Source organism: Falsirhodobacter sp. alg1, from assembly GCF_000739715.2.
GTDB lineage: Bacteria > Pseudomonadota > Alphaproteobacteria > Rhodobacterales > Rhodobacteraceae > Falsirhodobacter.
Genome location: NZ_BBJC02000141.1, coordinates 1 through 484 on the forward strand (window position 1 = coordinate 1; position 484 = coordinate 484).

Below are 484 nucleotides of genomic sequence, written 5' to 3' on the forward strand. Positions count from 1 at the left end.
TGCTCTCGCAAGAGAAGCTTCGTAACTTTCCTGAGAACGGATCGGAACGATGTTCATAGAGAAGCCCGCCGCTTCGACGTGGCGGCAGATCTTGGCTTCGTGTTTTGATTGCTGGAGTCAATCAAGGCGATACCCCTTTTGAAGTTGAATAAAACGACTGCTTCGAGGACGTCATCGATTCTGATGGTAACTTGTTCCTTCGACCATTTCCCGTTGGGGAATGCTGCACTCACAGCATTTGCATCCTCCCAGCAGCCGTCGCTGAGTTCTGCGCAAAGAGCCGCGCATGCACCTGGCGCCGCAGGCGATGCGTCGGCCGCCGCAGCTAGCAGTTTTGGTAGCCCGCTCCAGCGCCATCACACGGCTGACCTGCGTCAGACCTTTCGAAAGCAATATGCGCTGATCCTCCAGTTCACGCCCGATCAGATCGGCCTGCCTGTCCAGCGCCGTGCGTTGGGCAGTCAGCCCTTCGATCTCGTTTCCC

The 484-nt window shown here is 56.8% G+C and carries 1 pseudogene; it reads right to left on the minus strand.

Going from position 1 to position 484, the window contains the following annotated elements:
* Positions 1 to 171: 171 nt before the first annotated feature.
* Positions 172 to 484: pseudogene (locus TR36_RS16280) on the minus strand (hypothetical protein); the annotation flags it as partial.